The sequence below is a fragment of the Streptomyces sp. NPDC027672 genome (genome assembly GCF_055566335.1).
The window spans coordinates 647,412-669,546 of sequence record NZ_JBVHSO010000003.1 but is presented as its reverse complement, the minus strand read 5'-3'; the positions used below and the strand labels follow the sequence as shown (position 1 = coordinate 669,546).

Below are 22,135 nucleotides of genomic sequence, written 5' to 3'. Positions count from 1 at the left end.
CGCATCAAGCGGCGGGCCCCGCGCCTCACGCCCGGCGGGCGCGCAGCGCGGCGAGGGCCCGGTCGGCGTGGGTGTTCATGCGCAGTTCGCTGCGGACGATCTCCAGGACGGTGCGGTCCTCGGCGATCACGAAGGTGACGCGCCTGGTCGGGGCCAGGGCGAAGCCGCGCCTGACGCCGAACCGCTCGCGGACCGTGCCGTCGGTGTCGGAGAGCAGCGGCATGCCGAGGCGGTGCCGGCCGGCGAACTCCTGCTGCTTGTCCACGGGATCCCCGCTGATGCCCACGGGCCGGGCGCCGGCGGCGGCGAACTCCGCGGCGAGGTCCCGGAAGTGGCAGGCCTCGGCGGTGCAGCCGGGGGTGAGGGCGGCGGGATAGAAGAACAGGACGACGGGGCCGTCGGCCAGGAACCCGGTGAGCCGGCGGGTGGTGCCGGTCTCGTCGGGCAGGGCGAAGTCCTCGGCCCGGTCGCCGACGGCCAGGGGCCGGGTCACGGCCGCGCCTTCGCGCGGCGGGACACCGAGCGCGCCCAGAGCACCAGGGGCACCTGGAGGGGCAGCCGGGCCAGGGCGGCCGACCTGAGCGGGGCCGGCCGGTGCCGCCAGTCCACGGCCATCTGGACGTTCGCCGGGAACACGCCGACGAAGAAGGCGGCCGCCGCCTTCGCGGCCGTCGCGCGGGTGCGGGGCGCCGCGATCCCGGCGGCCAGGGCCAGCTCGACGGCTCCGCTGCCGTAGGTCCAGGCCCGGGGCGGTCCCGGCAGCGGTTCCGGGACGATCGCGTCGAACTGCCGGGGTACGGCGAAGTGGGCGACCCCGGCGACGGCCAGCAGACCGGCGAGCAGCAGGGACGAGCGTTCGGACCGGGACACGGTTCCTCCTCTGGTGGCCTGCCGCCGGATATTACTGGACGGTAGGGGCACGGGGCGACGGGCGGAGGGCTTGGATCACTGGCCGGATCACCGGAACCGGCCGGATCACCGGACCGGGCGACGGGGGGCAAGCCCGAGGCGCCGGGCCGCCCCGGGACCTCGGCCTTGCCTCCGTCCGGCCTTGCCCCCGTCCGGTGCCCACGGCAGCCTGGTGCTATGGCCGCTCGGGAAGGCCCCACCCTCATCACGTCCGTGCAGCGGGCGCTCCGCCTGCTGGAGGCGGTGGGCGCGCACGAGAACGGTGCGCCGGCCAAGCAGCTGGCGCGCGAGACGGGGCTGCCGCTGGCCACCGCCTACCACCTGCTGCGCACCCTGCTGCACGACGGATACGTGCGGAAACTGGACGACGGCGGTTTCGTGCTGGGCGACCGGCTGGTCTCCCTGCACGCGGCGGGCCTCCCGCAGACGCTGCTCAGCCGGGTGCGCCCGGCGCTGGCCGCCCTGCGGGACGAGCTGTCCACCGCCGCCTACCTCACGTTCTACGAGGACGGCGAGATCAGGATCGCCGAGATCGTGGACGGCCCGCGGACGCCACGGGTGGATCTCTGGGTGGGCTTCGAGGACGCCGGACACGCCACCGCGCTCGGCAAGACCGTGCTGCGCGAGCTGGACGAGGGCGCCCGCAAGGAGTACCTGACCCGGCACCACCTCGCCGATCTCACCCCGCGGACGGTCACCAGCCTCCCGGAGCTGCTGCGCAGGCTCGACGCCCCGCCCCTGGCACCGGCCGTCACGGACCTGGAGGAGTACGCGCTCGGCACCGTGTGCGTCGCCGTGCCCGTCTACCGCGGGAACACGCCCGGCTCGCTCGGCATCTCGCTGCCGGTGGACCGCAAGGACCGGCTCCAGGAACTGCGGGCCCGGCTGCTCCCGATCGCGAGCCGCGTGACCCGGGGCCTGTCGCTCACACCATGACCCGGAGCCGTGCGGCACGCGACCGTTCACGCGCCCAGCGGGCCGCTCCCCACGCGACCGCTCACATGCCCAGCGGGCCGCTCCCCACGCGCCCGTTCACGTGCCCCGGAGCCGCTTCCCGCGCTGCCGTCCGCGTGCCCCGCGGCCGCTCGTTCACTATCTGAAAATCGGCTTCTTGTGGCCGGCCGCCCCCGGCCCGTTTGCTTGAGGGTATGAGCCAGGTCGGACACGTTGACGGTGGCCCCACGCCGACACGGCGGTTCGGGGAACGGGTGGCGGACGCCGTCGCACCGGGCCGCCGGCGTACCGCGGGGCAGCCGGCCACGGGACGGCCCCTGCTGCCGGCCGTCGTCATCGCCGCCGTCGTCCTGGTCGACCTCGCGGGCGGCACGGGAGCGGTCTGGCTGCCGCTGCTGGCCGCCGGGCCCGCGCTGGCGGCCACCACCAACGGCCCGCGCGGCGTCCTCGGCGCCGGTCTCCTCGCCGCGGTGACGGGCGTCGCCCTGGGCGCCGGGCACGGGATGTCCGCGCACGCGGTGGCGGCCGTCCTGTGCGCGCTGCCGGCCGTCACCGCGGCGAGTGTCCTGGCCAGCGCGCTGCGCCACCGCCGGGAACGGGTGCTCGCGGCCGTCCGCTCGGTCGCCGAGGCCGCCCAGCAGGCGCTGCTCCAGCCCGTCCCGGAGACCGTCGGCCCCTTCCAGGTGGCCGTCCGCTACAGCGCCGCCGCGGCGGAGGCCCGGATCGGCGGGGATCTGTACGCCCTGGTGCCCACCCCGCACGGCATCCGGCTGATCGTCGGGGACGTGCGCGGCAAGGGGCTCCCGGCCGTGGGGACCGCCGCGCTCGTGCTCGGGGTGTTCCGCGAGGCCGCGCACGACGAGCCGGACCTGCCGACCGTGGTGGACCGGATCGAGCGGAGCCTTGCCCGCAATCTCGGCCCGGACGACTTCGTCACCGCCGTGGTGGTCGGCTGTCCCCGGCCGGGGGAGCTGGAGATCGTCAACTGCGGGCACGCGCCGCCGCTGCTGCTCTCCGCCGCACACGAGGTCACGGCGGTGGAGCCGGAGCGTCCCGCGCCGCCCCTGGGCCTGCGCGCCCTGACGGGTCAGGCCCCGGACCTGCGGCGGCTGCCGCTGGCACCGGGAGAGCAACTGCTGCTCTACACGGACGGCGTCATCGAGGCCCGCGACCGCACGGGCGCCTTCTATCCGCTGGCCGAGCGAGTGCAGCGCCATGTGTGCGAGGAGCCGGCGCGTACGCTCGGCGCGCTCCACGACGAGCTGCTGGCCCATGTGGGCGGCCGGCTGCACGACGACGCCGCCCTGCTGCTGCTCCGCCGCGAGCCGGTGCGGGAACCGGTCTCCGCGCCCTTGCCCTCCGGGACCGCGCCTCAGGCCGCGGCGAGTTCCGCCCAGCGGGTGACCCGCTCGGGCTGAACCCGTATGCCGTGGCGGGTCGCCAGGGCGCGGACGATCGCCTCACCCCGGCCGTGCTCGTCCGGGTCGATCCCGACGAGTGACTGCCCCGCCGCGAAGTCGGGCCCCGCGTCGGTCACCTCGACCCGCAGCGTGGGCGCGTGGTCGCCGTACACCCAGGACACCCGGAGTTCGGCCGGGGGCCGGGCGTGCACGATCGCGTTGGTGACCAGCTCCGACACCACGAGCAGCGAGTCCTCGACCAGTTCCGCAGACACGCTCCAGTCGGCCAGGAGCGCCGCCACCCGCCGGCGTACGGCGGAGACCGCACCGGCGACGGGCGGCACCGGACACACATGTTCCCGTGCCCCCCGAAGCAGGGTATTGAGCTGTGCCACCATGTTCTCTCCCGATCTGCTGCCGGTCTCGCGCGCTGTCTCGGCGTCTTCCGGGCCTCAAAGCACGTTAGGGAGACATATCGGGCCGGGTCAATGAACAGAGGTCGGCATTACCGAACGCACCGGGTGCCCGGCCGTCCCTCCGTCCCGTGGGGCGAACCGTCCACGGCGGTAATAGGCTCGCTTCATGGCCGGCCCGGTCCAGTCGATCGAACGGGCGGCGGCGATCCTGCGGCTGCTCGCCGGCGGGCCCCGCCGGCTGGGGCTCGGTGAGGTCGCGGCCTCGCTCGGACTGGCGAAGGGCACCGCCCACGGCATCCTGCGCACCCTCCAGCACGTGGACTTCGTGGAGCAGGACGCGGCCACCGGGAAGTACCAGCTCGGGGCCGCCCTGCTGCACCTGGGCACCAGCTATCTGGACGTCAACGAGCTGCGGTCACGCTCCCTGAACTGGGCCGACGCCCTGGCCGCCCGCAGCGGTGAGGCGGTGCGCCTGGGGACGCCCCTGGAGGGCAGGGTCCTCGTCGTCCACCATGTGTTCCGGCCGGACGACACCTTCCAGACCCTGGAGGTGGGCGCGCTGCTGCCCCTGCACGCCTCCTCGCTCGGCAAGGTGCTGCTGGCCTTCGGGACCGCCGCGCCCGGACCGGACGGGGAACGCGGACTGGAGGCGTACACACCGCACACCCTGGTCGATCCGGACCGGCTCGCCCGGGCGCTCGCCACCGTGCGGGAGACCGGATGGGCCGCCGAGATCCAGGAGATGAACATGGGCGAGGCCGGGCTCGCCGTACCGATCCGGGGGCACGGCGGTCTCGTCGTGGGCGCCCTCGGACTGTCGGGCCCGGTCGAGCGGATCTGCGACGCCCGGTGCCAACCCCGGCCCGCTCTGCTCAGCCTGCTCCGTGAGGCCGCACGGGCGATCTCCAGGGATCTGGGCGCCGCCCGCTGGTAGCCCGGGCCCACCGCCCCTCGATCCGTCGGAAGGCAGAACCGATCATGGTGGAACGGTATGTGATGGCCGTCGACCAGGGCACCAACTCCACCCGGTGCATCCTGTTCGACCACCGTGGGCGGCTGGTCTCGGTGGCACAGCGCGAGCACCAGCAGCACTTCCCGCGGCCCGGGTGGGTCGAGCACGACGCCGTGGAGATCTGGCAGAACCTGCGCCGTGTCATGCCCGAGGCGCTGGCCGCGGCCGGGATCGAGCCGGAGCGGGTCGCCGCGATCGGGCTGGCCAACCAGCGCGAGACGACGGTGCTCTGGGACCGGCGGACCGGCGCCCCGCTGGGCCGGGCCATCGTCTGGCAGGACACCCGTACGGAACCGCTGGTCGAGGAGTTGCGCCGGCGCCCCGGGGAGGCGTTCTTCCTGCACCGCTGCGCCCTGCCGCCCTCGACCTATTTCTCGGCGCTGCGGCTGCGGTGGCTGTTCGACCACGTCAAGGGCGTCGAGCAGCGCGCCAAGGAGGGCGAGGTGCTGTTCGGGACGATGGAGAGCTGGCTGATCTGGAACCTCACCGGAGGCGCCGACGGCGGCCTGCACCTCACCGACGCCACCAACGCCAGCCGCACCATGCTGATGAACATCCACACGCTCGCCTGGGACGACGAGCTGCTGGACTTCTTCGGCGTGCCCCGTGCGATGCTGCCCGAGATCCGGCCCTCCGCCGAGCGGTACGGCGAGGCGAGCGCGCTGCTGCCGGGCGTCGCCATCACGGCGGCCCTCGGCGACCAGCAGGCCGCCCTCTTCGGCCAGACCTGCTTCTCCCCCGGCGAGGCCAAGTGCACCTACGGCACGGGCAGCTTCCTGCTGCTCCACACCGGCGGCGACGTCGTGCGCTCCCGGCACGGACTGCTCACCACCGTCGCCTACAAGATCGGCGACGAACCGCCCGCCTACGCCCTGGAGGGGTCGATCGCGGTCACCGGCTCGCTCGTCCAGTGGTTCCGCGACCGGCTGGGCCTGATCAGCAGCGCACCGGAGATCGAGACGCTGGCGCGGACGGTGGAGGACAACGGCGGCTGCTACATCGTCCCCGCCTTCTCGGGCCTGTTCGCGCCCCGCTGGCGCAGCGACGCGCGCGGGGTCGTCGTCGGCCTCACCTCGTACATCACCAAGGGACATCTGGCGCGGGCCGTGCTGGAGGCCACCGGCTGGCAGACCCGGGAGGTCGTCGACGCCATGAACGCCGACTCCGCCGTCCCGCTGCGCGAGCTGAAGGTGGACGGCGGCATGACGGCGAACAACCTGCTCATGCAGTTCGTGGCCGACGTGCTGGACGTGCCCGTGGTGCGGCCCATGGTCGCCGAGACGGTCTCGCTCGGCGCCGCCTACGCGGCCGGGCTCGCCGCCGGCTACTGGCCCGGTCTGGAGGTGCTGCGCCGCAACTGGCACCGGGCCGCGCAGTGGCTGCCCGCCATGGACCCGGAGCGGCGGGAGGCGGAGTACGACGACTGGCAGCGGGCCGTCGAACGGTCGCTGGGCTGGGTCCGGCCGCCGGGCCGCCCCTGACGGTACGGGCCCCCGCCAGGGGCCGCCGGGCCGCCGGCCGGCCCCTGGCCGCCCCGCGCCCGTGGCGCGGAACCCGTTCAGGCGAACCGGGGCGGAAAGGCGCGTGAGCGCGCCGGGGCCGGTCGAGACCTTCTGCCGTGACCGCCGTGACCCTGCCGCTCATCCCGCCGATGCTCGCCACCCCCGGCAGCCTGCCGTCCGCCGCCCAGGACCGGCGGTGGGCGTACGAGACGAAGCAGGACGGCCAGCGGGTGATGGTCTATCTGCCCGGCGACGGCAGCCTGCTGCTGCGCGCCCGGTCCGGCGAGGACATCACCGCGGCCTATCCCGAGCTGGGCGCGCTGGGCACGGCCCTGGGTTCCGCGCCCGCCGTGCTGGACGGCGAGGTGCTGGCCCTGGACGAGCGGGGCCGGGCCGACTTCCAGTTGCTGCAGAGCCGGATGGGGCTCGCGCACGCTCCCGCGCGGGCGGCGCGCCGGGCCGCCGTGGTGCCGGTGCACCTGGTGCTGTTCGACGTGCCGTACCTGGCCGAGCCGCTGGTCCGGCTGCCGTACGCGCGGCGGCGGGCCCGGCTGGAGGAGCTGGGCCTGGCCGGGCCGTACTGGTCGACGCCCGGCGCGGTGACCGGACACGGCGCCGAGGCACTCTCCGCGACCCGGGAGCACGGGCTGGAGGGCCTGGTGTGCAAGCGGCTGGACTCGGTGTACGAGCCCGGGGTCCGCTCCCGCGCCTGGATCAAGATCCGGAACATGCGCGCCGAGGACGTGCTCGTCGGCGGCTGGCTGCCGGGGAAGGGCCGGCTGGCCGGACTGCCCGGAGCGGTGCTGGTCGGCCAGCGGGACGCGGCGGGCCGGCTGCGGTACGTCGGCGGGGTGGGCACCGGATGGAGCGAGGCCGAACGGGCCCGGCTGGCGGAGCTGCTGCGGGCCACGGCGAGCGACCGGTGCCCGTTCGACCCGGTGCCCCGCGTCCCCCGGGCGCACTGGGTGGTGCCCCGGCTGGTGGGCGAGGTCGGCTACAGCACCCGGACCCGGCACGGCATGCTGCGCCAGCCGTCCTGGCTGCGGAGCCGGCCGGACCTCGCCCCGGAGGAGTCCGCGGCGGACCTGCCGGACGAACCGCGGTGAGGGCGGCGGCCGGTGCGTCCGGGCGGACCGGAACCGCACCGGTCGCAGGGTCTATCGTGTCCCCATGTCTGTACCGGAACTGATCCGCATCGTCTCCCGCGACTCCCCCATGGCCCTGGCCCAGGTCGAGCGGGTCCGCGCCGAGCTGGCCGTGCTGCACCCGGGGGTGCGGACCGAGGTCGTGCCGGTGAAGACCACCGGTGACAAGTGGCTGGGCGATCTGTCCGAGGTCGAGGGCAAGGGCGCGTTCACCAAGGAGGTCGACGCGGCCCTGCTGTCCGGTGCGGCGGACCTCGCGGTGCACTGTGTGAAGGACGTGCCAGCCGACCGGCCGCTGCCCGCCGGGACGGTGTTCGCCGCGTTCCTGAAGCGGGACGACATCCGGGACGCGCTGGTGCATCCGGGCGGGCTGACCCTGGACGAGCTGCCCGCCGGCACCCGGATCGGCACCTCCTCCGTCCGCCGGATCGCCCAGTTGGCCGCGACCCATCCGCACCTGGTGTGCGTGCCGTTCCGCGGCAACGCCAACCGGCGGCTGGAGAAGCTGGCCGCGGGCGAGGCGGACGCGCTGCTGCTGGCGGTGTCCGGTCTGGAGCGGATCGGCCGCACCGACGTCATCAGCGAGGTGCTGTCGCCGGAGACGATGATGCCGCCGATCGGCGCGGGCATCCTCGCTTTGCAGTGCCGTCAGGACGACGCCGACCTGATCGACGCGGTCAGCGGGCTCGGCGACCCGGACACCCACCGGGAGGCGACGGCCGAGCGGATGTTCCTGCATGTGCTGCAAGGCCACTGCAACAGCCCGATCTCCGGGTACGCGCGCGTGGACCGCGGCGGTGAACTGTCGCTGCGGGCCTGTGTCTTCACGCCCGACGGCAAGACGCGGCTGAACGCCCACGAGTGGGCGGGCCGGCTGGACCCGGCCACGCTCGGCACCTCGGTGGCGGTCGCGCTGCTGCGGCAGGGCGCGCGGGAGATCATCGACGGCATCCCGCACTGAGCCGCGTACGGCGTGCTCCGCCTGACCCGGGCCGTGCGGCGCCCGGCCCGGGTCAGGCGGAGCCGGGCTCCGTCTGCTCCCGCAGGAAGGCGGCGACCTGGTGGGCCAGGCCGCACTGGGCGGTGCCCGCGGGAGCCGTGGCCGGGGCGGACCCCGGGGTCCCGGCGCCGCCCGTCCACAGCCGTCGGTCGGACCACTCCTCGTCCACCCGCAGCTGCACCTGTACGTCCACGTGACTGAGCGCCGCCTCGGGCGCGGCGGCGTAGAGCACGGCGGTGGCCCGGCGCAGCGGGTAGACGTCGAAGCCCTCGATGAACTGGGAGTTGCGCCAGTCGATGAAGGCGCCCTCGCCGTCCGGGCCGACGCGGACGTCGACCTGGCCGTCCTCCAGGTGGATGCCGTAGTGCCGCGCGCCGCGGTTCTCGACGGTCACCCGGACACTGAAATACGTCAGCCCGGCGGCGGCGTCGTCGCGTCCGCGCGGCGGCTCGGCGGCCTCCAGGCGGTGGACGCGGACCCGCAGACCGGCATGCTCGTCGTACTCCTGCCAGTCCCCGACCAGGTTCGGCTCGTACACAGTGCCCCTCTCGACCTTCGAGAGCTGCTGTCTATCGGTGGCCCGAGCGCACTGTCAAATGCGCGGAATGCGCTGTGGCCTGGGAATTCACCCTCGCTGATCGACGATCAAGCGCTGCCCAGCGAGAACTTGTCCGTGGCACGTTCCAGGCGGATGGGCGGGCGTGCCGCACATCACGTCGGCGGCCGGCTCCCGAGGCCGTCGACCATTCATCCTATTTGTCAGTATGTGTTTTGAAATGCCCGGTAACGGGAATGGGCACAACAAGTGCTTCGGACAGGAGGCACGTCCCGTGGGAGGCGGCATGGCCGACGCCCCGGTGTCCTCTCCATGGTCCGAGCGCACCTCCCGCGGTGTCTGTCCATCCAGCACCTGCCGAGAGAGGTGCGCGCGATGCGTGTCACTGGCAGCACGAAGCCCCATCCCCACGACGACGCCCCGGACACCGGCGAGGCCTTCGCACGGCTCGCCCTCCTGCCCGACGGCCCCGAGCGCCAGGCGCTGAGGGACGAGCTGGTCCGGCTCTGGCTGCCCATGGCCGAGCGGATCGCGGTGCGGTTCCGCGGCCGTGGCGAGGCCCTGGAGGACCTGTACCAGGTCGCCGCGCTGGGCCTGGTCAAGGCCGTCGACCACTACGATCCCGAGCGCGGCCGGGCCTTCGAGGCGTACGCGGTGCCCACCATCACCGGCGAGATCAAGCGCCACTTCCGGGACCACATGTGGACCCTGCACGTGCCCCGCCGGGTGCAGGACCTGCGCAACCGGGTGCGCGCCGCCGTGAAGGACCTGGCGCAGACCACGTCCGGCCGGGCGCCCACCGTCGCCGAGATCGCCGCGTACACCCGGCTCGGCGAGGACGAGGTGCGCACCGGCATGGAGGCGCTGGAGTGCTTCTCCGCGCTGTCCCTGGACGCGGAGGTGGCCGGCACGGACGGCTACGCCCTCGGGGACTCGCTGGGCACCTCGGACCCGGGCTTCGACCTCGTGGTGGACCGGGCAGCGGTCCGGCCCTGCCTGGAGGCGCTGCCCGAACGCGAGCGCACCATCCTCTACCTGCGGTTCTTCGGCGGTATGACGCAGAGCCGGATCGCCGAACAGCTCGGCATCTCCCAGATGCACGTCTCGCGGCTGCTCAGCGGCTGCTTCGACCGGCTGCGCGCGGAACTGCTCGCGGAGATCCGCTGAGCCGTGCCGCCGTGCTCCGTCCTACCGGCCCTCGGTCCCGGGCACCTGCGCGGGACCGTACCGGTCCAGGGCGTCCTCCAGCGCGGCCCGGATGTCCGGCGGGATGTCGCCGCGCCGCCCCCAGACCAGGATCAGCTCCGCGACGTGGCGCAGCTTGACGTTGGTGTGCTGGGAGACCTCCTTGAGGATCTGCCAGCCCTGGTCCGGGGCGACCCGGCCGAGGGCCACCACCATCCCGATCGCCTGGTCCACGACCGCGTGCGAGGCCAGGGCTTCCTTCATCTGGTCGACCTCCGCCTGCAACGCGGCGATCCGGTCCGGCTCGCTCTCTCCCATCCCTCCATCGTGCGCAGGGGCCTGCCCCCCTGCCACCCGGGGTACCCGACAGGCATTCCCACCCGGTCCGGCCGGACACTGGTGTCATACCGGTGGCCGCCCGGCCCCGAGAGCAGGACGCGACTGCCATGAACCACGACAGCCCCGCCGGCGGCGGACCCCGCAGAAAAGACGTCGTCTCCACCCACTCCGTCTTCGGAGCGCCCTGCTGGGTGAGCCTGACCAGCCGCGACCTCCAGGCCACCCAGGACTTCTACACGGCCGTCCTGGGCTGGCGCTGGCGCGGCGCCAAACTGGGCGAGCACTTCCGGATCGCCCTGGTGGACGGGGTGCCGGTCGCCGGGATCGCCGCCGTCGCCTCCATGTGGCAGATGGCGGTCGCCTGGACGCCGTACTTCGCCGTGCCGGACGCCGACCTGGCCGTGTCCCGGGCCCGGGAGCGCGGCGGCACGGCCGCGGTCGGGCCGCTGTCCTTCCCGCCCGGCCGGGCGGCGCTGCTCGCCGACCGGGACGGCGCCACGTTCGGGATCTGGCAGGGCGAACTGGTCACCAACTGGGAGGCGTGGCGGCGGGCCGCCCCGACCTTCGTCCGGCTGCACACCCGGGACGCCTTCGACGCGGCGATGTTCTACGGCGAGATCCTGGACTGGGCGAGCGGGCTGCCGGGCTGCTGCGAGGTGGAGTACGACGGCGACGAGGTGCTGCTGCGCAGCGAGGGCGACGTGGTGGCGCACATCGACTCGGGCGCGGTGGGGGCCGCGCCGGACCCGTCGGTGCGTCCGCACTGGCAGATCCACTTCACGGTGGCCGACGTGCCGGGCTGCGCCCGCGCGGCGGAGAAGCACGGCGGCAGCGTGCTGCGCGAGGACGAGAACGAGGCGATCCTGCGGGACGCCGACGGCGCGCAGTTCACGGTGACGGCGCGCAGCACCCGCCCGCACTGAGCCGGCGGCGCGCCGGAGCAGGTCGCGCTCCGGCGCCGGTCAGCCCGCGGCGCGGGAGGGGCGGGACAGCAGGACAAGACCGCGGGCCTCCACGCGCAGCCGGGTGCCCGCCTTCCGTTCGCGTTCGTCCGGGACGCCCTCCGGGTCGGCGGTGTCGATCAGCGCGGTCCAGCGTTCGCCGAAGGACTCGTCGGGCAGGCGGAAGACGACCGGCTCCCAGTAGCCGTTGACGAGGAGCAGGAAGGAGTCGTCGACCATGCGGCGGCCGTGGGGGTCGCGCTCGGCGATGGCGTCGCCGTTGAGGAACGCGCCGACCGAGTGGGCGTCGTCGCGCTGCCAGTCCCGGTCGGTCATCTCGCGGGCGTCGGGCCGCAGCCACACCAGGTCGGGCAGCGGCTGCCGGGCGTTGGTCGGGGTCTCGCCGCGGAAGAAGCGGCGCCGGCGCAGCACCGGGTGCGCGGCGCGCAGGGCGATCAGGCGCCGGGTGAAGCCGGTGAGCGCGCGCTGCTCCTCGGTCGTCTCCCAGTCCACCCAGGAGATCTCGCTGTCCTGGCAGTAGGCGTTGTTGTTGCCGCGCTGGGTGCGGCCGAGTTCGTCACCGTGGCAGAGCATCGGGATGCCCTGCGAGAGCAGCAGGGTGGCCAGCAGGTTGCGCTGCTGGCGGCCGCGCAGTTCCAGGACGGCCGGGTCGTCCGTGTCGCCTTCGGCCCCGCAGTTCCAGGACCGGTTGTGGCTCTCGCCGTCCCGGTTGTCCTCGCCGTTGGCCTCGTTGTGCTTGTCGTTGTACGACACGAGGTCGCGCAGCGTGAACCCGTCGTGCGCGGTGACGAAGTTGACGCTCGCGCGCGGCCGGCGCCGGTTGTGCTGGTAGATGTCGGAGGAGCCGGTGAGCCGGGAGGCGAACTCGCCGAGCGAACCGGGCTCGGCCCGCCAGAAGTCCCGTACGGCGTCCCGGTACTTGCCGTTCCACTCCGACCACAGCGGCGGGAAGTTGCCCACCTGGTAGCCGCCCTCGCCCACGTCCCACGGCTCGGCGATCAGCTTCACCCGGCTGATCACCGGGTCCTGCTGGATCAGGTCGAAGAACGCCGAGAGCCGGTCCACCTCGTGGAACTGCCGGGCCAGGGTGGCCGCGAGGTCGAAGCGGAAGCCGTCGACGTGCATCTCGGTCACCCAGTACCGCAGCGAGTCCATGATGAGCTGGAGCACGTAGGGGTGCCGCATCAGCAGGCTGTTGCCGGTGCCGGTGGTGTCGTAGTAGTGCGCCCAGTCGCCGTCGACCAGCCGGTAGTAGGAGGCGTTGTCGATGCCGCGGAAGGAGAGCGTGGGGCCCAGCTCGTTGCCCTCGGCGGTGTGGTTGTAGACCACGTCCAGGATGACTTCCAGGCCGGCCGCGTGCAGCGCCTTCACCATGGCCTTGAACTCGTTGACCTGCTGGCCCCGGGTGCCGAAGGCGGCGTAGGCGTTGTGCGGGGCGAAGAAGCCGATGGTGTTGTAGCCCCAGTAGTTGGCCAGTCCGCGGTCCTGGAGGACGCCGTCCTGGACGAACTGGTGCACCGGCATCAGCTCCACCGCGGTCACGCCGAGCGAGGTGAGGTGCTCGGTGACGGCCGGGTGCGCGAGGCCGGCGTAGGTGCCGCGGAGGCGCTCGGGGACCTCGGGGTGGGTGCGGGTGAGGCCGCGGACGTGCGTCTCGTAGATCACCGAGTCGGCGTACGGCGTCCTGGGCGGGCGGTCGTCGCCCCAGTCGAAGAACGGGTCGGTGACCACGCCCAGCATGGAGTGGCCGGCGCTGTCGGATGGGTCGGGGCCGTCCGGGGCGCGCTCGTACAGCGAGGGGTGGTTGTCGATCTGGCCGTCCACGGCGCGGGCGTACGGGTCGAGCAGCAGCTTCGCCGGGTTGCAGCGGTGGCCGAGCGAGGGCTGCCAGGGGCCGTGCACCCGGTAGCCGTAGCGCCGGCCCGGGCCGACGCCGGGCAGATAGGCGTGCCAGACGAAGCCGTCGACCTCCTGCAGCGGGACGGGCGTCTCGGTGCCGGCGTCGTCCACGAGGATCAGTTCGACGCGCTCGGCGACCTCGCTGAACACGGCGAAGTTGGTGCCCTGGCCGTCGAACACGGCGCCCAGCGGATAGGGCTGCCCACTCCAGACAGGCACCTTCTGGCGGCGCTTGCGGGCGGTCACCGGCTGCCCTCCAGGGCGCCGTCGCCGGCGGGCGCGTGCGCGGCCGGCGCGGTGACCGGCTCGGCGCGCGGCACCCTCAGGCCGGTGCGCAGCGTGGGCGCGGGGGCGAGGGGCACCAGCGGGACGCGCTGGCCGGCCCGGGCGCGCTGCGAGAACCAGATGATCTTGCTGCCGGTGGTGGGGGCGCAGCAGCCCCAGCCGTCGCTCATGGCGGCGATGTCCGCCAGGCAGGACCGCAGGTCCTGGTCCGGGCGCAGATCCGGGTCGGCGCCGCCCAGGGCGGTGATGAGGTGCTGGCCGTTCCACCACATCTCGATGGAGGTGCGCTTGTCCCTCGCGTGGGCGTCGATCGCCCGCAGCAGCAGTTCGGCGCCGCGGCGGACGGGCTGCACCAGGTCCTCGAGGTCCCAGTAGCGCAGATGGGCGGCCAGGATGCGGCTGACCTGTCCCACCCGTGCGGGGCTGACTTCCACGTCGAGGTGGTAGTAACAGGGCACTGCGGTCTTCATCGTCGCTTGCTCCTCACCGGCGAAGCTCTCGCTCCCCTCGCCCGTCCGGAAGGGATCCCGGACACACAGCGTGAGCGTTGATCGCTTCAGAGTCATCTCCACGGTGCGGGCGCTACGCCATTCGTGCAACACGAGCCACCGACACCCCCACTCGTTGAAGATCCAACAAGACGCTGCGTCGCCGCGCGTGCACCATAAGTGAAAGCCTCGATCGCCGTAACGGTGCCGTGCCTCCCCGTGCGCGGCCACCACCCGACCGTCGGGAACGCGCCCAGTCGAGAGCGTGGAAGGTGAAGAGGGCCATGCTGCTACCCGCCAAGGCCGAAGTGGCCCGGCAGCTGCGGCGTTACCGGGCGTGGGAGCGCGTGATGCTCGCCTCGCCGTACGACCGCACGGTCCGGGCCACCTTCGAGGACTCGGGGTACACGCTGTGCGTACTGATGGGCGAACGCTGTGCCCGCGAGGCGGCGGACGCGGCAGAGCGCTATCTCCGCACGAACCCGGTCACCTACCTGCGGGAGCAGGACGGACGGCCGCAGCCGCGCCGGACGGCGAGAAGAGCGCCGTCACCGGAGCGGCGTTCCACGGCGCCAAGCCCCTGACCTGGCACCGTACAAGGCGTTCCTTCCGGGACCGGCGCGCGCCGGTCCCGGTCATCGGATCGCGCAGCCGGGCCGGGCGCCCGGCTCCGCGCACGGCGGAGGTGAGATACATGCGCAGGACCCCGGCCATCGGCCGTGTACCGGTACGTGACGTCCGGCCGGCCGTGGAGTGCGGCAGGCGCCCGGCGAAAGCGGTGGCCGGGGAGACCTTCGAGGTGACGGCCACCGTGTTCCGCGAAGGGCACGACGCCGTGGGCGCGAACGTGGTCCTGCGCGATCCCCTGGGCCGCCGCGGCCCCTGGACGCCGATGCGGGAGCTGTCCCCGGGAAGCGACCGCTGGGGAGCGGAGGTCACCCCGGACGTGACGGGCCGCTGGACCTTCCGGGTGGAGGCGTGGAGCCATCCGCTGGCGACCTGGCGGCACACCGCGTCCGTGAAGGTGCCGGCCGGGATCGACACCGGGCTGGTGCTGGAGGAGGGCGCGGAGCTGTACGCGCGGGCCGCCGCCGGAGTGCCCAAGGGGCCCGGACGCGAGCTGGTCCTGGCCGCCGCGCACGCCCTCGGCGACGACACGCTGTCGGTCCACCACCGGCTGCGGGCCGCCCTGTCGCCGGAGGTGGAGGCGGTGCTGGCCCGTCATCCGCTGCGGGAGCTGGTCACCGCGTCCGATCCGATGCCGCTGCTGGTGGAACGCGAACGCGCCCTGTACGGCTCGTGGTACGAGTTCTTCCCCCGTTCCGAGGGCACCGCCGAGCGCCCGCACGGCACGTTCCGCACCGCCGCCCGCCGGCTGCGGCCGATCGCCGAGATGGGCTTCGACGTCGTCTACCTGCCGCCGATCCATCCCATCGGCACCACCTTCCGCAAAGGCCGCAACAACGCCCTGACCGCCGGCCCCGACGACGTCGGCGTGCCCTGGGCCATCGGCTCCCCCGAAGGCGGCCACGACGCCGTCCACCCCGATCTGGGCACCCTGGACGACTTCGACTTCTTCGTCGCCGAAGCACACAAGCAGGGTCTGGAGATCGCGCTCGACTTCGCCCTGCAGTGCTCCCCCGACCACCCCTGGGTGGAGAAACACCCCGAGTGGTTCCACCACCGCCCCGACGGCACGATCGCCTACGCCGAGAACCCGCCGAAGAAGTACCAGGACATCTACCCCCTCGCCTTCGACGCCGACCTGGACGGCCTGGTCGCCGAGACGGTGCGGATCCTGCGGCACTGGATGGACCACGGCGTGCGGATCTTCCGCGTGGACAACCCGCACACCAAACCCGTCGTCTTCTGGGAACGCGTCATCGGGGAGATCAACGGCGCGGACCCGGATGTCATCTTCCTCGCCGAGGCCTTCACCCGGCCCGCGATGATGCACACCCTGGCCCAGATCGGCTTCCAGCAGTCCTACACCTACTTCACCTGGCGCACCGGCAAGGAAGAGCTGACCGAGTACCTGAGCGAGCTGTCGGGCGAGGCGGCGGCCTATATGCGGCCGAACTTCTTCCCCAGCACGCCCGACATCCTGCACGCCTACCTCCAGCACGGCGGCCGGCCCGCCTTCGAGGTCCGCGCCGTCCTGGCCGCCACCCTCTCCCCCTCCTGGGGCATCTACAGCGGCTACGAACTGTGCGAGAACACCCCGCTCAGGGACGGCTCCGAGGAATACCTCGACTCGGAGAAATACCAGCTCAAACCCCGCGACTGGGAAGCCGCCGCACGCGAGGGCCGCACCCTCGCCCCCCTGCTCACCCGCCTCAACACCATCCGACGGCGGCATCCCGCGCTCCAGCGCCTGCGCAATCTCCGCTTCCACCGGACCGACAACGACGCCGTGCTCGCCTACAGCAAGAGCACGGGCCCGGACACGGTCATCGTGGTCGTCAATCTCGACCCGCACCACACCCAGGAGGCCACGCTCTCGTTGGACATGCCGCGACTCGGCCTGGACCACGGCGCCGCCCTGGCCGTGCACGACGAGCTGACGGGCGAGACGTACCACTGGGGCAGGACCAACTACGTGCGGCTCACGCCCGGCCGGGCGCCGGCCCACGTGCTCCACGTCGGGCGTTCGACGCCCCGGATCGGAGGGCCCGCAGCGCCATGACCGTCAACGACCCCGTACCGGACACCTTCGAGGACACCCCCGCCAAGGACCGCGACCCCGAGTGGTTCAAACGAGCCGTCTTCTACGAGGTCCTGGTCCGCTCCTTCCAGGACAGCAACGGCGACGGCGTCGGCGACCTCAAGGGCCTGACCGCCAAGCTGGACTACCTGCAATGGCTCGGCGTGGACTGCCTCTGGCTGCCGCCGTTCTTCAAGTCACCGCTCAAGGACGGCGGGTACGACGTCTCCGACTACACCGCCGTGCTGCCCGAGTTCGGCGACCTCGCCGACTTCGTGGAGTTCGTGGACGCCGCCCACCAGCGCGGCATGCGCGTGATCATCGACTTCGTGATGAACCACACCAGCGACCAGCACCCGTGGTTCCTGGAGTCCCGCAAGAACCCCGAAGGCCCGTACGGGGACTACTACATGTGGGCCGACGACGACAAGCAGTACGAGGACGCGCGGATCATCTTCGTCGACACCGAGGCCTCCAACTGGACCTTCGACCCGGTGCGCGGCCAGTACTACTTCCACCGCTTCTTCTCGCACCAGCCGGACCTCAACTACGAGAACCCGGCCGTGCAGGAGGAGATCCTGGCCGCCCTGCGCTTCTGGCTGGACCTCGGCATCGACGGCTACCGGCTGGACGCGGTGCCCTACCTCTACGCGCAAGAGGGCACCAACTGCGAGAACCTGCCCGCCACCCACCTGTTCCTCAAGCGGGTCCGCCGCGAGATCGACGCGCTCTACCCGGACACCGTGCTGCTGGCCGAGGCGAACCAGTGGCCGGAGGACGTAGTCGACTACTTCGGCGACTACGGCGCCGGCGGCGACGAGTGCCACATGGCGTTCCACTTCCCCGTGATGCCGCGCATCTTCATGGCCGTACGACGCGAATCGCGGCACCCCGTCTCCGAGATCCTGGCCAAGACCCCCGCCATCCCCTCCCACTGCCAGTGGGGCATCTTCCTGCGCAACCACGACGAGCTGACCCTGGAGATGGTCACCGACGAGGAACGCGACTACATGTGGGCCGAGTACGCCAAGGATCCGCGGATGCGCGCCAACATCGGCATCCGCCGGCGCCTGGCACCCCTGCTCGACAACGACCGCAACCAGATCGAGCTGTTCACGGCCCTGCTGCTGTCCCTGCCCGGCTCCCCGATCCTGTACTACGGCGACGAGATCGGCATGGGCGACAACATCTGGCTCGGCGACCGCGACGCCGTCCGCACCCCCATGCAGTGGACACCCGACCGCAACGCCGGATTCTCCACCTGCGATCCCGGCCGGCTCTCCCTGCCGACCATCATGGACCCCGTCTACGGCTACCAGGTCACCAACGTCGAGGCCTCCATGTCCTCGCCGTCCAGCCTGCTGCACTGGACCCGCCGCATGATCGAGATCCGCAAGCAGAACCCCGCGTTCGGACTCGGCTCGTTCACGGAACTGACCTCGTCGAACCCGGCGGTCCTCGCCTTCCTGCGCGAATACGGCGACGACCTGGTGCTGTGCGTGAACAACTTCTCCCGCTTCGCCCAGCCCACCGAACTCGATCTGCGGGCGTACGACGGACGGCACCCCGTCGAGCTGATCGGCGGCGTGCGCTTCCCCGCCATCGGTGAACTGCCGTATCTGCTCACCCTGCAAGGCCACGGTTTCTACTGGTTCCGGCTCACCCGAGTCGCATCCCGCATCGGCCGCCGCCGCTGACCCGTCCGGCGCCGAGGAAAGGACGCGTCACCATGCCGAAGACCATCACCCCCCGACCGCGCGCCGCGGCCGGACCCGACGGGCCGCTGGCCTCGCTCGGCGGGCTGCTGCGCGACTGGCTGCCGCGGCAGCGCTGGTTCGCGGGCAAGGACCGGCCCGTCACCGATCTGTCGGTGCTGTCCGTGACCGAGCTGTTCCCGGGGTGCCTGCACCTGCTGGTGCACGCCGCGCACGGGCCGGTACCCCTGCCCGGCGGCACGCCCGCGCCCGGCGACTGCTACCAGTTGCTGCTGGGCCTGCGCCCGCACCTCGCCCCGCGCCTGGAGCGGGCCCTCATCGGCCGGGCCGCGGAAGGCCCGCTGGCCGGTCTCGCGGTGTACGACGCGCTGCACGACCCTCGCTCGGCCCATCTGCTGCTGGAGCGGCTGCGGCAGCCCGGCGCCGCGGGCCCGCTGCGCTTCGAGGCGGACCCGGCCGCCCGGGTGCCCGGCGGTCTGCCGCCGCGGCTGCTGGACGCCGAGCAGTCCAACTCCTCCATCGTGTACGGCGACGCGTACATCCTGAAGCTGTTCCGGCGGATCCAGCCGGGCGTCAACCCGGACCTGGAGGTGCCGGCGGCGCTGGCCGCGCTGGGCTGCTCCCGGGTGCCCGCGCCGGTGGCCTGGCTGACCACGACCGCCCCGCGCCCGGCCACCCTCGGGGTGCTCCAGCCGTTCCTGCCGGACGCCGCCGACGGCTGGTCGCTGGCGCTCGGCGCGCTGGCCGCGGGCGACGACTTCACCGCCGAGGCCCGCGCGCTGGGCCGGGCGATGGCCGAGGTGCACCTCGCGCTGGCCGAGGCCTTCCCGCAGGCCGGGCCGGGCGAGAACGGCCGTACGGCCGAGGCGATGTGCGCGCGGCTGGACGCCGCCGCGCACGCCGTGCCCGCGCTGCTGCCCTTCGTGCCCGGTCTGCGGGCCGCCTTCGCGGCGCTCGCCACCTGCGACACCGGGCCGCCCGCCCAGCGCGTCCACGGCGACCTGCATCTGGGGCAGGTGCTGCGGGCCGGCCGCGACTGGTTCGTCATCGACTTCGAGGGCGAGCCGTCCCGGCCGCTCGCCGAGCGCCGGGCCCCGCAGTCCCCGGTGCGGGACGTCGCCGGGATGCTGCGCTCCTTCGACTACGCGGCCCGGCAGCGCCGCCCCTGGCGGCCCGAGTGGGCGCGCCGCTGCCGGGAGGCGTTCTGCGCGGGCTACGCGGCCCGCGCGGGCTGGGATCCACGCAAGAAGCACGCGCTGCTGCGCGCGCACGAGACGGACAGGGCGGTCTACGAGGTGCTGTACGAGGCGAGACACCGACCGGACTGGCTGCCGGTTCCGATGGCGGCGATCAAACGGCTCGCCGTGTGGGGAGGCTGACGCATGGCACTGCGCGACACCACGGCGCCCGAGGGCGCGGGGCCCGTGCCGCCCGTGGCCGAGCCGCTGGACGCGGCCGACCGCGACCGGCTGCTGGCCGGGGCCCATCACGATCCGCACGCCCTGCTGGGCTCCCGCCCGGTGCCGGGCGGCACCCTGTTCCGGGCGCTGCGCCCGAACGCCCGCTCGGTGAGCGTCCTGGCCGACGGGACGCGCACCGAGCTGCGTCCGGAGGGCGACGGCCTGTTCGCCGGCGTCCTGCCGTACCCGCAGGTGCCGTCGTACACCCTGCTGGTGGCCTACGACGACGGGGAGCAGGAGGTGCACGACCCGTACCGCTTCCTGCCCGCGCTCGGCGAGCTGGACCTGCACCTGATCCGGGAGGGCCGGCACGAGGAGCTGTGGCGGGCGCTCGGCGCGGAGCCCATGGTCCACCAGGGCGTGGCCGGCACCCGGTTCACGGTGTGGGCGCCGAACGCCCGGGGCGTGCGGGTGGCCGGGGACTTCACGTACTGGGACGGGACGCAGTACCCGATGCGGTCGCTCGGCGCGAGCGGGGTGTGGGAGCTGTTCCTGCCCGGGATCGGCGAGGGCACCCGGTACAAGTTCGAGATCACCTCGCGGCACGGCCACCGGTTCCTGAAGGCCGACCCGATGGCGCGGTGCGCACAGGTGCCGCCGGACACCGCGTCGGTGGTGACGGCCTCGCACTACGAGTGGGGCGACGCGCAGTGGATGGCGCGGCGCGGTGACACCCCCGTGCACCAGGCGCCGTTCTCGGTGTACGAGGTGCACCTGCCGTCCTGGCGTCCCGGTGCGACCTACCGCGAGCTGGCGGAGGAACTCCCGGCGTACGCCCGGGACATGGGCTTCACGCACCTGGAGCTGATGCCGGTGGCCGGGCATCCGTTCAGCGGTTCCTGGGGCTACCAGGTCACGTCGTACTATGCGCCGACCCCGCGGCTGGGCTCCCCGGACGACTTCCGGTACTTCGTGGACGCCTGCCACCGGGCCGGCCTGGGCGTGATCATGGACTGGGTGCCGGCGCACTTCCCGAAGGACGACTGGGCGCTGGCCCGCTTCGACGGGGACCCGCTGTACGAGCCCGGGAACCCGGCGCGGGCCGAGCACCCGGACTGGGGCACGTACGAGTTCGACTACGGCCGTACGGAGGTGCGCAACTTCCTCGTCGCCAACGCCGTGTACTGGTGCGAGGAGTTCCACATCGACGGGCTGCGGGTGGACGCGGTCGCCTCGATGCTCTACCTGGACTACTCGCGGGACTCCGGGCAGTGGGAGCCGAACGTGTTCGGCGGCCGGGAGGACCTGGACGCGGTGGCCTTCCTCCAGGAGATGAACGCCACCGTCTACCGGCGCTGCCCGGGCGTGGTGACCATCGCCGAGGAGTCCACCGCCTGGGACGGCGTCACCCGGCCGACGGACGGCGGCGGGCTCGGGTTCGGCCTGAAGTGGAACATGGGCTGGATGCACGACTCGCTCCAGTACATCCAGAAGGACCCGGTGCACCGCGCGTACCACCACAACGAGATGACCTTCTCGATGGTGTACGCCTACAGCGAGAACTACGTGCTGCCGATCTCGCACGACGAGGTCGTCCACGGCAAGCAGGCGCTGGTGTCGAAGATGCCCGGCGACTGGTGGCAGCGGCGCGCCAATCTGCGCGCCTACCTGGCCTTCATGTGGGCCCACCCGGGCAAGCAACTGCTGTTCATGGGACAGGAGTTCGCACAGGGCGCCGAGTGGTCCGAGGCGCACGGCCCGGAGTGGTGGCTGCTGGCCGACGACTACCACTCGGCCGGCGACCACCGGGGCGTCCAAAGCCTGGTCCGGGACCTGAACCGGGTGTACGGGGCGACGCCCGCGCTGTGGCAGCGGGACACCGACCCGGGCGGCTTCCGGTGGGTGCTGTGCGACGCGGCGGACGACAACGTGCTGGCGTTCCTGCGGTTCGCCGCCGACGGCGCTCCGCTGCTGGCGGTGTCGAACTTCTCGCCCGTCGTCCGGCACGGCTACCGCCTGTGGGTGCCCGACGGGTGCCCCGCCTGGCGGGAGGAGCTGAACACCGACGACGTCCGCTACGGCGGCAGCGGTGTCGGCACCGGGGCGCCGGTCAAGCCCGACGAGGGGTTCCTCACCCTGTCGCTGCCACCGCTGGCCACGGTCTGGCTGACGCCGGAGCGCTGAGAGCAGCCAGGTGTCGCGGGCCGTCCGGGGGGCAGGCGGGGTCGTACAGATCCCCGACTGCCCCTTGTGGCATGACAGAG

Annotated in this window: 20 protein-coding genes; 13 read left to right on the top strand and 7 right to left on the bottom strand. The window is 73.0% G+C overall.

The window, feature by feature from the left end; genetic code table 11:
• Positions 1 to 25: 25 nt before the first annotated feature.
• Both ACZ4SV_RS11045 and ACZ4SV_RS11040 read right to left on the bottom strand, forming a co-directional pair.
• The gene (locus tag ACZ4SV_RS11045; protein ID WP_397942218.1) at positions 26 to 493 is read right to left on the bottom strand and encodes a peroxiredoxin; all 468 of its coding nucleotides are present in this window, start codon (positions 491 to 493) and stop codon (positions 26 to 28) included.
• A complete protein-coding gene (locus tag ACZ4SV_RS11040) occupies positions 490 to 870 on the bottom strand; it encodes a DoxX family protein (RefSeq protein WP_468003295.1) in 381 nt (126 codons plus the stop codon). The genes ACZ4SV_RS11045 and ACZ4SV_RS11040 overlap by 4 nt, the downstream gene beginning before the upstream one ends.
• Positions 871 to 1,086: 216 nt before the next feature.
• On the opposite strand from ACZ4SV_RS11040, the gene ACZ4SV_RS11035 reads away from it, so the two are divergent.
• The gene (locus ACZ4SV_RS11035; RefSeq protein WP_365878329.1) at positions 1,087 to 1,845 is read left to right on the top strand and encodes an IclR family transcriptional regulator; all 759 of its coding nucleotides are present in this window, start codon (positions 1,087 to 1,089) and stop codon (positions 1,843 to 1,845) included.
• A gap of 212 nt (positions 1,846 to 2,057) precedes the next feature.
• Complete coding sequence (locus ACZ4SV_RS11030; RefSeq protein ID WP_468003292.1) at positions 2,058 to 3,281, top strand: PP2C family protein-serine/threonine phosphatase; 1,224 nt, start codon at positions 2,058 to 2,060, stop codon at positions 3,279 to 3,281.
• Here the strand turns inward: ACZ4SV_RS11030 and ACZ4SV_RS11025 are convergent.
• Positions 3,236 to 3,607 carry an ATP-binding protein gene (locus ACZ4SV_RS11025; protein ID WP_468003290.1) on the bottom strand — a complete coding sequence of 124 codons (372 nt, stop codon included), beginning with the start codon at positions 3,605 to 3,607 and terminating at the stop codon, positions 3,236 to 3,238. The genes ACZ4SV_RS11030 and ACZ4SV_RS11025 overlap by 46 nt on opposite strands.
• A 238-nt stretch (positions 3,608 to 3,845) precedes the next feature.
• On the opposite strand from ACZ4SV_RS11025, the gene ACZ4SV_RS11020 reads away from it, so the two are divergent.
• The 4 genes from ACZ4SV_RS11020 to hemC all read left to right on the top strand — a co-directional run bounded on the left by ACZ4SV_RS11020 (position 3,846) and on the right by hemC (position 8,299).
• A complete protein-coding gene (locus ACZ4SV_RS11020; RefSeq protein WP_468003288.1) occupies positions 3,846 to 4,613 on the top strand; it encodes an IclR family transcriptional regulator in 768 nt (255 codons plus the stop codon).
• Between the two features lie 44 nt (positions 4,614 to 4,657).
• Entirely contained in the window at positions 4,658 to 6,172 is a 1,515-nt protein-coding gene (gene glpK, locus ACZ4SV_RS11015; RefSeq protein WP_397942225.1) for a glycerol kinase GlpK, read from the top strand.
• 146 nt (positions 6,173 to 6,318) lie between these two features.
• A complete protein-coding gene (locus tag ACZ4SV_RS11010) occupies positions 6,319 to 7,299 on the top strand; it encodes an ATP-dependent DNA ligase (RefSeq protein ID WP_468003404.1) in 981 nt (326 codons plus the stop codon).
• Positions 7,300 to 7,363: 64 nt separating this feature from the next.
• Positions 7,364 to 8,299, top strand: coding sequence for a hydroxymethylbilane synthase (gene hemC / locus ACZ4SV_RS11005; RefSeq protein WP_365942045.1), 936 nt, complete (start codon positions 7,364 to 7,366; stop codon positions 8,297 to 8,299).
• A gap of 52 nt (positions 8,300 to 8,351) precedes the next feature.
• Here the strand turns inward: hemC and ACZ4SV_RS11000 are convergent, their stop codons facing one another.
• Positions 8,352 to 8,876: a hypothetical protein gene (locus ACZ4SV_RS11000; protein ID WP_365942044.1), complete on the bottom strand. Its 525-nt coding sequence runs from the start codon at positions 8,874 to 8,876 to the stop codon at positions 8,352 to 8,354.
• 393 nt (positions 8,877 to 9,269) lie between these two features.
• Between ACZ4SV_RS11000 and ACZ4SV_RS10995 the strand changes: the two genes are divergently transcribed.
• Positions 9,270 to 10,061: an RNA polymerase sigma factor SigF gene (locus ACZ4SV_RS10995; protein WP_397942229.1), complete on the top strand. Its 792-nt coding sequence runs from the start codon at positions 9,270 to 9,272 to the stop codon at positions 10,059 to 10,061.
• Between the two features lie 21 nt (positions 10,062 to 10,082).
• On the opposite strand, the gene ACZ4SV_RS10990 is transcribed toward ACZ4SV_RS10995, so the two are convergent.
• The gene (locus ACZ4SV_RS10990; protein ID WP_365883846.1) at positions 10,083 to 10,397 is read right to left on the bottom strand and encodes an ANTAR domain-containing protein; all 315 of its coding nucleotides are present in this window, start codon (positions 10,395 to 10,397) and stop codon (positions 10,083 to 10,085) included.
• Positions 10,398 to 10,525: 128 nt separating this feature from the next.
• On the opposite strand from ACZ4SV_RS10990, the gene ACZ4SV_RS10985 reads away from it, so the two are divergent.
• A complete protein-coding gene (locus tag ACZ4SV_RS10985) occupies positions 10,526 to 11,341 on the top strand; it encodes a VOC family protein (RefSeq protein ID WP_365883847.1) in 816 nt (271 codons plus the stop codon).
• A 39-nt stretch (positions 11,342 to 11,380) separates the two neighbouring features.
• Here ACZ4SV_RS10985 and glgX read toward each other — a convergent pair whose 3' ends face one another.
• Together glgX and ACZ4SV_RS10975 are read right to left on the bottom strand one after the other, a co-directional pair.
• The gene (glgX, locus tag ACZ4SV_RS10980) at positions 11,381 to 13,498 is read right to left on the bottom strand and encodes a glycogen debranching protein GlgX (RefSeq protein WP_468003402.1); all 2,118 of its coding nucleotides are present in this window, start codon (positions 13,496 to 13,498) and stop codon (positions 11,381 to 11,383) included.
• 23 nt (positions 13,499 to 13,521) lie between these two features.
• On the bottom strand, positions 13,522 to 14,034 hold the full coding sequence (locus ACZ4SV_RS10975) for a pep a2 (protein WP_397942233.1): 513 nt from the start codon (positions 14,032 to 14,034) through the stop codon (positions 13,522 to 13,524).
• Between the two features lie 302 nt (positions 14,035 to 14,336).
• Between ACZ4SV_RS10975 and ACZ4SV_RS10970 the strand changes: the two genes are divergently transcribed.
• The 5 genes from ACZ4SV_RS10970 to glgB all read left to right on the top strand — a co-directional run bounded on the left by ACZ4SV_RS10970 (position 14,337) and on the right by glgB (position 22,055).
• Positions 14,337 to 14,636, top strand: coding sequence for a DUF5133 domain-containing protein (locus ACZ4SV_RS10970; RefSeq protein ID WP_365884399.1), 300 nt, complete (start codon positions 14,337 to 14,339; stop codon positions 14,634 to 14,636).
• 110 nt (positions 14,637 to 14,746) lie between these two features.
• Positions 14,747 to 16,738, top strand: a complete 1,992-nt coding sequence (locus ACZ4SV_RS10965) for an alpha-1,4-glucan--maltose-1-phosphate maltosyltransferase (protein WP_468003283.1) — start codon at positions 14,747 to 14,749, stop codon at positions 16,736 to 16,738.
• On the top strand, positions 16,735 to 18,453 hold the full coding sequence (gene treS / locus ACZ4SV_RS10960) for a maltose alpha-D-glucosyltransferase (protein ID WP_468003281.1): 1,719 nt from the start codon (positions 16,735 to 16,737) through the stop codon (positions 18,451 to 18,453). Before ACZ4SV_RS10965 ends, treS begins: the two co-directional genes overlap by 4 nt.
• Before the next feature lie 32 nt (positions 18,454 to 18,485).
• A complete protein-coding gene (locus tag ACZ4SV_RS10955; RefSeq protein ID WP_468003279.1) occupies positions 18,486 to 19,850 on the top strand; it encodes a maltokinase N-terminal cap-like domain-containing protein in 1,365 nt (454 codons plus the stop codon).
• 3 nt (positions 19,851 to 19,853) lie between these two features.
• Positions 19,854 to 22,055, top strand: coding sequence for a 1,4-alpha-glucan branching enzyme (glgB, locus tag ACZ4SV_RS10950; protein ID WP_468003277.1), 2,202 nt, complete (start codon positions 19,854 to 19,856; stop codon positions 22,053 to 22,055).
• Positions 22,056 to 22,135: the final 80 nt, after the last annotated feature.